This is a genomic window from Acinetobacter sp. 18QD2AZ41W (genome assembly GCF_009829025.1).
In the GTDB taxonomy this organism is placed as follows: Bacteria; Pseudomonadota; Gammaproteobacteria; order Pseudomonadales; family Moraxellaceae; genus Acinetobacter; species Acinetobacter pseudolwoffii.
This window is the reverse complement of record NZ_WURP01000012.1, coordinates 40,733-51,261: the sequence shown is the minus strand read 5'-3', so window position 1 is coordinate 51,261 and position 10,529 is coordinate 40,733. Positions and strand designations below refer to the sequence as shown.

Annotated in this window: 10 protein-coding genes, 2 tRNA genes and 2 pseudogenes; 7 read left to right on the top strand and 7 right to left on the bottom strand. The window is 41.6% G+C overall.

Going from position 1 to position 10,529, the window contains the following annotated elements:
- Positions 1-73: 73 nt before the first annotated feature.
- The 5 genes and pseudogenes from GVV58_RS12955 to GVV58_RS12935 form a co-directional block, all read right to left on the bottom strand.
- Positions 74-321: pseudogene (locus tag GVV58_RS12955) on the bottom strand (helix-turn-helix transcriptional regulator).
- Positions 281-643: an MbcA/ParS/Xre antitoxin family protein gene (locus GVV58_RS12950; RefSeq protein ID WP_159516717.1), complete on the bottom strand. Its 363-nt coding sequence runs from the start codon at positions 641-643 to the stop codon at positions 281-283. The pseudogene GVV58_RS12955 and the gene GVV58_RS12950 overlap by 41 nt, the downstream one beginning before the upstream one ends.
- A gap of 128 nt (positions 644-771) precedes the next feature.
- Positions 772-1,926: pseudogene (locus tag GVV58_RS12945) on the bottom strand (site-specific integrase); the annotation flags it as partial.
- A gap of 158 nt (positions 1,927-2,084) precedes the next feature.
- A tRNA-Gly gene (locus tag GVV58_RS12940) sits at positions 2,085-2,160 on the bottom strand.
- 48 nt (positions 2,161-2,208) lie between these two features.
- Positions 2,209-2,281: transfer RNA gene (locus GVV58_RS12935), tRNA-Gly, on the bottom strand.
- A gap of 233 nt (positions 2,282-2,514) precedes the next feature.
- On the opposite strand from GVV58_RS12935, the gene GVV58_RS12930 reads away from it, so the two are divergent.
- The 5 genes from GVV58_RS12930 (at position 2,515) to GVV58_RS12910 (ending at position 5,351) form a co-directional block, all read left to right on the top strand.
- Positions 2,515-2,823, top strand: a complete 309-nt coding sequence (locus GVV58_RS12930; RefSeq protein ID WP_005094610.1) for a BolA family protein — start codon at positions 2,515-2,517, stop codon at positions 2,821-2,823.
- Between the two features lie 9 nt (positions 2,824-2,832).
- Positions 2,833-3,225, top strand: coding sequence for a SirB2 family protein (locus GVV58_RS12925; protein ID WP_159516716.1), 393 nt, complete (start codon positions 2,833-2,835; stop codon positions 3,223-3,225).
- Positions 3,226-3,320: 95 nt separating this feature from the next.
- A complete protein-coding gene (locus tag GVV58_RS12920; RefSeq protein ID WP_100535337.1) occupies positions 3,321-4,157 on the top strand; it encodes a ParA family protein in 837 nt (278 codons plus the stop codon).
- A 13-nt stretch (positions 4,158-4,170) separates the two neighbouring features.
- Positions 4,171-4,563 carry a hypothetical protein gene (locus tag GVV58_RS12915; protein WP_005094604.1) on the top strand — a complete coding sequence of 131 codons (393 nt, stop codon included), beginning with the start codon at positions 4,171-4,173 and terminating at the stop codon, positions 4,561-4,563.
- A gap of 194 nt (positions 4,564-4,757) precedes the next feature.
- Positions 4,758-5,351, top strand: coding sequence for a hypothetical protein (locus GVV58_RS12910; RefSeq protein ID WP_005094603.1), 594 nt, complete (start codon positions 4,758-4,760; stop codon positions 5,349-5,351).
- Positions 5,352-5,372: 21 nt separating this feature from the next.
- Here the strand turns inward: GVV58_RS12910 and GVV58_RS12905 are convergent, their stop codons facing one another.
- Positions 5,373-6,011, bottom strand: a complete 639-nt coding sequence (locus GVV58_RS12905) for a DedA family protein (protein WP_005094600.1) — start codon at positions 6,009-6,011, stop codon at positions 5,373-5,375.
- A gap of 271 nt (positions 6,012-6,282) precedes the next feature.
- Between GVV58_RS12905 and GVV58_RS12900 the strand changes: the two genes are divergently transcribed.
- Together GVV58_RS12900 and guaA are read left to right on the top strand one after the other, a co-directional pair.
- Positions 6,283-6,645 (top strand): NirD/YgiW/YdeI family stress tolerance protein, encoded by a 363-nt coding sequence (locus GVV58_RS12900; RefSeq protein WP_005173783.1) that lies wholly within the window; start codon positions 6,283-6,285, stop codon positions 6,643-6,645.
- 191 nt (positions 6,646-6,836) lie between these two features.
- Complete coding sequence (gene guaA, locus GVV58_RS12895) at positions 6,837-8,405, top strand: glutamine-hydrolyzing GMP synthase (protein WP_005094597.1); 1,569 nt, start codon at positions 6,837-6,839, stop codon at positions 8,403-8,405.
- A gap of 407 nt (positions 8,406-8,812) precedes the next feature.
- Here the strand turns inward: guaA and GVV58_RS12890 are convergent, their stop codons facing one another.
- Positions 8,813-10,162 carry a GGDEF domain-containing protein gene (locus tag GVV58_RS12890; RefSeq protein ID WP_159516715.1) on the bottom strand — a complete coding sequence of 450 codons (1,350 nt, stop codon included), beginning with the start codon at positions 10,160-10,162 and terminating at the stop codon, positions 8,813-8,815.
- Between the last annotated feature and the right edge of the window lie 367 nt (positions 10,163-10,529).

Sequence of the window (10,529 nt, the reverse complement as noted above, 5' to 3'; positions counted from 1 at the left end):
TCCCCACTTGTTTTTAAGTGGGGACTAAATTAAGGCTTATAGGATGAATTCATAAGGTGTGTTCAGCGGACGCTTACAATATTTCTTCAATTTCATCCCATTGGGGCAAGTTAAACTTTTTTTATTCACTTCGAATTGTAAACCCATGCCATCAAGTACACGTTCAAATATGTCAAATGAACCTGTAAAATGGCCATTCTCTATCTCTGAAATTGTTGTTTTATTCACTTTAGTTTTTTCTGAAAGACTTTTCTGTGTATAGCCTAATACTTTGCTTATCTTAAAGTTTAGCCCGAAGACCTTCCACCAATTGTAAAACAGAGGCCAATCCCTGAGGGTTCTGAATCTGTTCTATTGGAATGCTATTCATCAATTTATTGGGTGATTTCATAAAATGCTGCATCCAGGCTGTATCCCCACCTGTAAGAGCATCTAATGATGTGGTAATACGGATTAAAGTGAGGGCGATTTCTCCCTGTTTTGAAGTGGGATCTAATTCAAGAGAGGTTAAAGTTTTCACCGAATCTATACTGAGTATTAAGGCTAGTTGATCCTGTGCAAGACCAAGTCGTTCAGCAGCAGCTAAAACTGCCTTAGCTAATATCATTTTCTTTTTTGCAGTTTTTTCTGATGTTGTACGCATGACCGATCCCTGTTTCAGACGCTGCTAATTCATAGAGTTTATACTATTTAATTATCGTTGATCAGATACTCAATTTTTACTAAATATATTAAATTTGGCTTTAGATAAGGAAGCAACGGTTAAATTATTTAACAGCATGTAGTTATTTTTAGACCTTCAGCTTTAAGTTCAAGAGATCGAGGTCTGCCAATACAGGCTAAATGTAAACAGAATTTAAATGCGGCCAGTGCTTTGGCATCTTTTGTTGAGTAAAGCTGGAGACGAACATAATCTTCTTGAGTGATAGGATGCTCTGTTGTGCTCGATTTAGCCAGCTTCAGTAATAAAGGCTGTTTCTTTTTATCTAGCAATTGTACCAAGTCTTGTCCAAGCAAATGCCAAAATTGATGGGGAAACAGGTCTTTTACCTTGGAATAAAATGATTCCAATTGATCGATTTTATTCCATCGATAATGAATGCCAGTATGCGAAACCGTAACACGACTTAAAAATGTCTCAAGCACCGCTTTTATTTGATCTGGCTTTTTTTCAAAGATATTTTGAATATTTTCAAAGAAATAGTTCTTTGCTGTGCGCTCTTCAACGGTATCAATCATGGCGGGTTTTAAAGGTTTATCAAGATGATTCGTGTTGTTGAGATCAAATAACCTTGGGTTGTTTTTTTGAGACTTGAGTTGGCCCAGTTGTTTGGCATTTTTATACCAGTACTCAACCAGTTCTATAGGTAAGCTCATTTCCTGTGATACCCGGTCTGGATCATGATGAATTTCCAGTAAATTTAGGCACTTAAAAAACCATGCAAATGAGATTTTGGATTCCTTTGTTCCTGCGAAATATTTAGAAAAATCATGAGGCTGTGAGTTAAATGAAACCTCATCCAGAATGTCTTCTATGTTACTTTTTAACCAGTCAGTTTGGTCGTTGAGTAACTGCTGACTTAAATGAATAGCATGCTTTTCAAAATTGAATGGAGCAGTATCTTTTACTGTGTTTAAAAATTTGAAAGAAGGTAGGTAGCCCATCATCTTCTTTACTAATTGAGTATCTATGTCTGGATGATATTGCAGTATTTTATGCCCAGCGATCAGGTAGCTCAGATGAATATAGCTTTTAAAGGTTTCTGTAGGGTCAATGTGACCCAGTAAATGGGCAATCATAAACCAATGATTTTGACCATGCGTATTACGGAGTAACTCTGTCCGAATGGACTGATATTCTTCTTCGGTATAATCCGTCACATTCTTGACCAGTGGAGCGTAATTACAGTTCAGAACAACGGATAAGGTCGTGGGCACGCCATGGTCACATCTTGGTCACAAAATATAAATTACATTAAGAATATTTTTTATTGAATTGAATAACAAAGGAAGGGGGATTTTTAAAAATATAATAAAATCAACAATAAAAAAGCCCCCATCTTTCGATGAGGGCTTTTTGAATCTGGAGCGGGAAAGGAGACTCGAACTCCCGACCCCAACCTTGGCAAGGTTATGCTCTACCAACTGAGCTATTCCCGCGGAGTCTATAAAGTTTTTTAAATGAAAAAACTAAATGAAAAAATTTTGAGCGGGAAAGGAGACTCGAACTCCCGACCCCAACCTTGGCAAGGTTATGCTCTACCAACTGAGCTATTCCCGCATGCCGTGTATAATACAGCATGAAAAAATGTGGTCAACACCTTTGTTAAAAATCTTGTATCAATTGCATAAAATAAAAGCAAAATATTTTAGACCAGACAATAAATCACCAATATTCATGTGGGAATTCATGAAACTTCGCCACAATCAACAGATTGCGCTGTAACAGATTACCAAAATACTCAGCAGAACAAGGTATACTGACTTTATATTTTCAAAGATTGGAGTCAGGCCATGAGCTTAGAACAACAACTGAAAGATCGTTTAGCACAATTATCTCCGACCCATTTAGACGTGGTGAATGAATCTTCGGGTCATGGCGGTTATTTCCCTGGAAAAGAGTCTCATTTTAAAACTGTGATTGTCAGTCAGGCCTTTGCCGGTTTACGTCCAGTCCAGCGTCATCAGAAAGTCTATGCTGCTGCTGGTGATTTACTGGCCAAAGACAAGATTCATGCGCTGGCAATCCACGCATTTTTGCCTGAAGAATGGGCAGGGCAGGACACGACCAGTCCAGCTTGTGCACATGCACCAAAAAACTAAGAGGAAATGATGGAAACTCAACTTTTAGTCAAAATTATTCATATGTCAGCAGCAGGATTGGCGATTGTCGCCATTCTTGCCCGTGCCTTGACTTTGTTTATTGGTACACAAGGCAACCTACCGAATCCAAAGGCACGAATTGCGCTGGTGGCTTTACAGCATCTGGCCATTACGGTGATCGCGTTTACAGGTATTGTGTCATTGGTGATCAAGGATTTTGATGTGCAACCCTGGTTTTATGCCAAGGTTATTTTATTTTTTGTGCTGGTATCCTCTTTAGCTAAAGCCTATAAAAAAGATGATTCAATCTTGCTGGCACAACGCCGGGCTGGCTTATTTATTGCGGTAGTTGCATTGGTTTCTATTTTGATCTTGGTGATGATCAAGCCGAATTTTGGCTAAAAGCAAGCAGGCTGTGACTTCAAGCGCAGTCTGCCTATGTGAATAATTAAAAAATACAAGTGTGATAAAAGTAGTTAAAAATAACAGGAGGGGACATGAATACACGTGTGGTATTTAATCAAAAAGGTGGGGTGGGTAAGTCCAGTATTACCGTTAATCTGGCCGCGATCAGCGCACATCAGGGTTTAAAAACTTTACTCATTGACCTGGATCCACAAGCCAATTCCAGTCAATACGTATTAGGTGACGATGCGACCTATTCAAGTGACAAGCCGGCATTAGAACCGAATATTGAAAACTATTTTGAAAATGTGCTGGGCAATCAGCAAAGTAAAGGCTTGCTCGGCAATGCAATTGGCTCGATTTTGAAAAGCCGTAGCAAAGGTCTGGAAAGTTATGTGCATCAGTCTCCCTTTAAGTATCTGGATGTGATTCCAGCCAGCCCGACACTGGGCGCCTTGGCACATGCACTGGAGTCCAAGCATAAAATCTACAAACTGCGAGATGCTTTACAACAATTGTCCGGGCAATATGATCGGGTGTTTATTGATACCCCGCCGGCATTTAATTTCTTTACACTGTCGGCTTTGATTGCTGCAGACCGCGTGCTGATTCCATTTGACTGTGATGTGTTTTCTAAACGCGCCTTACAGACCCTGATTGAAAATGTCATTGAAACCCAAGATGACCATAATGAAAGACTGGAAATTGAAGGTATTGTGGTGAATCAGTTTCAGGCACAGGCCAGATTACCGCGTGAAGTGGTGCAGCAACTGAAAGATGAAGGATTGCCCGTACTCAATAGTATGTTACCGCCCTCCATCTTAATGAAAGAATCTCATCATAAAAATCAGCCCCTGATTCATTTGGCTACTGATCATAAATTGACTCAGGCCTATCAATCGTTGTTCAATGAGATAGAGCAGAACTAAGATCGAGTTAACTATGAAACTTGTGAAATTAAGCCTGAGTATTGCAGCACTTGCATTGCTGAGTGCTTGTGCAACAACGGTGAAACCCACCTATGTGTCCCCGACCCAGTATCAGACCTTGGGTTGTCAGCAGCTGCAAGGCGAATATAACCGTATTCAGCAATATATCGACAATGGCGTGGAAGCGCCAAAACGCACGGGTGTAGGTGTGGGCGTCGGTCTGGGTGGTGGCTGGGGCAGTCGCGGTGGTTGGGGAATTGGTCCGAGTGTTTCCGTCAATATGGGACAGTCATCCAATACCAAGCGAACCGAACTGGCACGGCTTTTAGGTGAACAGGAAGCGATTGTTCAGGCCGCCCGTTACAAAAATTGTCCGATTGTGGTTCGTCAGAATATTGCTAAATAACGAATTCCTGATCTCTTCATAAATGCTGATCTTGGGTCAGCATTTTTTATGATTTTTTCAAAATAGCCGAGCTGATATTCCGCTTAATATCACTTGAAATGGCGCGTATCGTCTCAGCATCCTAGATTTATAGAGCTGTTCTGGCATGAGAATATTGATTAAGCTATAAGCTAGGCCCGGAATAGTTCATCACGATGATTGAAAATTGGTTATTTGTATTGGGGCTAATCGCCGTTCTGATGATTCCAGGGCCGGCGAATGCCTTGGTCGCCAGCTCTGCGTATCAGCAGGGTCAGGCCAAAACCAGCCTTTATATTCCTGCCATTCTGATGGGCTATTTTTATGCGATTAATGTCTGGGCTTTGTTAATTCATCTGGCTTTACCGATCTGGCCAAATTTCAAAAGCTTGTTGTATGTCCTGAGTACCATCTGTGTGGGCTGGATGACGCTGCATTTATATAAGGCCCAGCAGTTAGAACGCTATAGCAAAAATCATCCGCAGATTCGTCCCTGGCAAATGTTTACTGTCACCTTAAGCAATCCTAAAGCAGCATTGTTGGCCTCCGGGATTTTACCCATGGAAACCTGGCAAAGTCCGACCAACTTTGTTCTGGTGTTTGCTGCCTTTTGCTTGAGTACCGTTCCAGTAGGGATTTTCTGGATGGTCTTTGGTCAGGCAATTTTGAGCAGTCACTCTGAAAAAATAAAAGCCGGCCTTATTTATAAAGGCTCGGCTCTGTTTGTACTGCTTTGTCTGATCCCATTACTGATCAAGCTCTGGGATTAAATGCACAGGCTATAAAAAATCTTAAGCTGTTTTACTTTTTTTGAGTCTTTGTTGAATAAAGCCGATCACACCTGGCAAGACACTTAAAATAATAATACCGAAAATCAAATAGGTGAAGTTATCTTTGACGATCGGCATATTACCGAACATATAGCCCAGAATGACAAATGAGCTGATCCAGATAAATCCACCTACTACATTATAGCTCAGGAAATATTTGTAATTCATGCTGCCAGCACCAGCGACAAAAGGTGCAAAGGTACGAGCAAAAGGCACAAAACGCGCAAAAATAATGGTTTTACCACCATGTCTGGCAAAGAATTGCTGGGTCGCCAATAAATGTTTTTTATTGATAAAGCGCGATTCAATCTCGAAAACCCGCGGCCCGATATATTTGCCAATATGGTAATTCAGGGTATCGCCCAATACTGCCGCAATAAATAAAAGCGGAATCAGTACCCAGGGATCCATCACACCTGTAGACGCTGCCAAAGCACCTGCTGCAAATAGCAAGCTGTCGCCGGGCAAGAACGGCATCACCACCAAACCTGTTTCCACAAAGATAATCAGGAAAAGAATGGCATAAATCCAGATCCCGTAATTGGTGATAAATTCAAGCAAGTGATCATCAACATGCAAGATAAAATCAATCAGTTCCATGAGCCCAGTACAAGCAAAAGTGTGCTCAAATCCTAACAGCGATCACCTATAAAGTCAGTAATAAAAGTCGACTATTTTGCGGCTTATTTTTCTGCTGTCGGGCGAATCCCTTCACTTTTAAAATGGATGTATCAGGGTATGAGCATATTTTTATTGGGGCTTTTTGAGCAGACAACACAAGTTCATCATGGCGTTACACAACGTCTGCGGCATCTATTTCGGCTTTCTGTTTAGATCATAGAATCATCATAAAAATGGCAGGTCAAAACACATGAAAAAATATATTCTGGCGACACTGGTTCTGGCAGCTGCCAGTCCGGCACTTTGGGCTAAATCAGATCAGGCTATTCTGGAGGAAGCAAAACAGAATGTAGTCAGTATTGCTCAGGCACATAAAATGAAAGATGAAACCGGCGTGACCTTAAGGGGGCAGATCGTCAAACAGCGTGCAGCACAAAGTGACGAATTTGAATTAAGAGATAAAACCGGCAGCATCATGATTGATGTGGATGACGACCACTGGAAAAGATTAAAGCTCAAAGCAGGCGATCGGGTAGAAGTCTGGGGCGAGGTCGATACGCACCGCAACAAACCCACCGATATTGAAGTGATTCAGATTGAACGCGTGAAATAAACCATTCATTTGGCTGGAACAGGAAAGCAGCGAAACTCTGCTCTCCTGTGAACCAGTCAAAAATGAGGGCATTATTTTCTGAAATTTCTTAACTGTTTAATATTTAAACCAATTGGAATAGTGTGCTTAAACACAAGAAAAATGCTAGAATACGGCGCTTATCTTTCGTTTGCCTTTCATAGTTGTTCGTCATGACTACCAATACTCAAATTACTGAAGATCGTATCCTGATTCTGGATTTCGGTTCTCAATATAGTCAGCTCATTGCACGCCGTGTCCGTGAAGCTGGTGTATATTCTGAAATGTATGCCTATGATATGTCTGAAGAAGACATTCGTGCATTTAATCCAAACGGTATCATCTTGTCTGGTGGACCTGAGAGCGTTCACCTTGAAGGCAGCCCGCGTGCGCCACAAGTGGTATTCGAGCTCGGTGTGCCGGTATTGGGTATTTGTTATGGCCTGCAAACCATGTGCGAACAGCTTGGCGGTAAAGTCGAGCCAGGTACTGTGCATGAGTTCGGTTATGCAGAAGTTGATATCGTGGTACGTGACAAGCTGATCGGTAATTTACAGGACCGTGAAAACCAGTTGCATGTCTGGATGAGTCATGGTGACAAGGTTGCCCGTATTCCAGAAGGCTTCCAGATCACTGCACAAACTCCAAGCTGTCCAATTGCGATGGTGTCTGACGAAACTCGTGGTTTCTATGGCATTCAGTTCCATCCTGAAGTGACACATACCTCTAAAGGTGCAGAATTACTGTCGAACTTCGTTCATCAAATTTGTGGTTGCCGCGGTCTATGGACGCCAGAACACATTATTGATCTACGTGTAGAACAGCTTCGCCAACAGATCGGTGATGAAAAAGTATTACTTGGTCTTTCAGGTGGTGTGGATTCATCTGTCGTTGCAGCGCTGTTGCATAAAGCGATTGGTGATCAGCTGACATGTGTGTTTGTCGACAATGGTCTGCTTCGTTTGAACGAAGGTGATCAAGTGATGCAAATGTTTGCTGACAATATGGGGATTCGTGTCATCCGTGCTGCTGCAGAAGAGCGTTTCTTGACTGCACTTGCAGGCGAAGTTGATCCTGAAGCAAAACGTAAAATTATTGGCCGTGAGTTTATTGCAGTCTTTGCTGAAGAAGCACGTAAATTAGATGGGGTAAAATTCCTGGCTCAAGGTACGATTTATCCAGACGTGATTGAATCTGCTGCAAGCAAACAGGGCAAGGCACATGTGATTAAATCGCACCACAACGTGGGTGGTTTACCAGCAGACTTGGCTTTTGAACTGGTTGAACCATTACGTGACTTGTTTAAAGATGAAGTACGTAAATTGGGTACCACTTTGGGCTTGCCACACAGCATGATTTACCGTCATCCATTCCCAGGCCCAGGTCTAGGTGTGCGTATCTTGGGTGAAGTGAAAAAAGAATATGCAGACATTTTACGTCTTGCTGATGACATTTTTATGCAGGAACTTCGTGCCAGCGGTTGGTATGACAAGACTGCTCAAGCATTTGCGGTATTCCAGCCGGTGAAATCTGTCGGTGTTGTCGGTGATGGTCGCCGTTATGCATGGGTAATTGCACTGCGTGCAGTAGAAACTGTGGACTTTATGACTGCTCGTTTCGCGCATCTTCCTTATGATCTAGTCGATAAAATCTCGACTCGTATCATGAATGAAATTAAAGATGTTTCTCGTGTTGTGTATGACGTATCGTCTAAACCACCTGCAACTATTGAATGGGAGTAAAATCGGGATTTCTAAAAGCGATAGCTTTTAGCCGATTTTACGCCAAGAGCTATGCTCGCGGCAGTGAGGGATTTCACGAAGCACGGCTTCTTGCCTAAATTACGGCAAAGGCTATGGTTGCGCCAATCAGGATTTCAAGGAGTACGGCTTTTGCCTAAATTACGGCAAAGGCTATGCTCGCGGCAGTGAGGGATTTCACGAAGCACGGTTTCTTGCCTGAATGATGCCAAGCGCTATGCACGTGGTAAATATCTGGTTGATCGGAGATATCCCGATAAAAAAAGAGCGCTTCGGTGCTCTTTTTTATGAGTTTTTATGAGGATTTTTTCTTCGTGATAGAATATGTAACTTTTCCATGTAAAGTTTATAAAAATTTAAGCTTTCACTAATATTCCTGATTTCATTATTTAAAGGGCAGACCAGAATTGCTTGGTTTGATTGGCCTTTGAATGACCTTGCTGGGTCACGGGCTTAAAGGCATTCCAAGGATTGGCTGGAGCAGGTTTGGGCTTTTCCAGCATTTTGGAATGATAAACTTCAATCCGATTTCGGCCTGATTTTTTCGCCTGATATAAAGCGATATCGGCTTGCTTGATCAGCTCCTCCAGCTTTTGCGTAGGCGACTCCAGTTCTGCTATACCAATCGAAATGGTAAAACGAATGGGCTGGTTCGGTTTGGCATAAACAAATTGTTTCTGAATTGCACAACGAATTCGCTCTGCAATCACCAGACTGTCTGGCAGCTGGGTATCTTCCAAGAGAGCAATAAACTCTTCACCACCAAAACGTGCCAGTACATCGCTATGGCGCATTTCTTTACGGGTGACTTCAGCAATCAGTTGTAGTACGCGATCGCCGATGTCATGCCCATAGTTGTCATTGATATTTTTAAAATGATCGACATCAAACATCAGCAGGCAGGTGCTGGCATGTTTGGGCCATTGATGAATAGAACGTTCAGCCATATCGACAAAATGGCGGCGGTTGTATAACTGGGTCAAATCATCCGTATGTGCCAGATTTTTTAAGGTTTGATAGTTCCATTCGTCCAGCAAAGAGCGCAGGAAGGAACGCCGTACGTTCAGAATATTATTCCAGTTAATATAAATGCTAAAAAACCAGAGTGGACTAAAAACGACAGTAAAAATAAAGGCTTGAGATGCATTCATTAACTGGGTCACTCCAATCATGATAAACAGGGCAATCAAGATGGAACAATAGACCGCAACTTTAAATTGGGTCTGTATACACAGATTGGTGATGAGAATAAAGATCGCAGAGGCATAAATATAGGTAGCAACATGGGGGCTGCTTGAAAGCACCAGCAAGCCAATCCATGCAGCTGCAGCCACAGTGGTGCCTATCGGCAAGATTCTGTCCAGAATCTGAATATTTTTATGTTTTTTAAATAGGTAATAACAGCAAAACATCGCGCCCAGAACCAGAACGACGCGCATCAGACCAGAAATAAAAAACATATCTGGAATAATCAGAATATCGGCAAAGAAATACAGTAAAAAGGCAATTTGCGCCAGATAGTTAATTTGACGCAAGTTATGATGACTATGCGTATAGACATAATCATAAAAATACTGCTGAAACGGGGCAGGAATACGGGCATGAGGATCTGTCAGCGCCTGTTCAATCAGCTGACGGTTTTGCAGATCACATTCAGATAATTTCAGTGATTTATCGGTCATCGAATTTTGAAAAGATACATTCGCCGTTGAATATATGTTCTCATTCTGAGCAGACATGTCCTGGTCCAGTATTATATTTTTATAGGTGCCTATTATGCCGTGGTTGAGTAAAAAATAACCTCCCAAAAATTGGGTATCCGGGAAGTTTTTAAAGCTAAAACGTAACAAAATTTGTGGTTTGTGAAATTTAAAGTGATTGAAATACATGAATAATCATCTTATTCATGGGGATATTTGGTTGTTATGGATTCGTTTCACGTGAAACATAACTGACATTCCTGATCTTCAGTTTATTTAAACTCATAACGCCATGTACCTAAATCATGATTGACTTGCTAAAACTCAAGTTTGGGGCTTTGGATACAAATCTCATCAGCTTTTCAGGATTTAAATTGATGGGACTAGTGAGGCGTTTTATACGTAT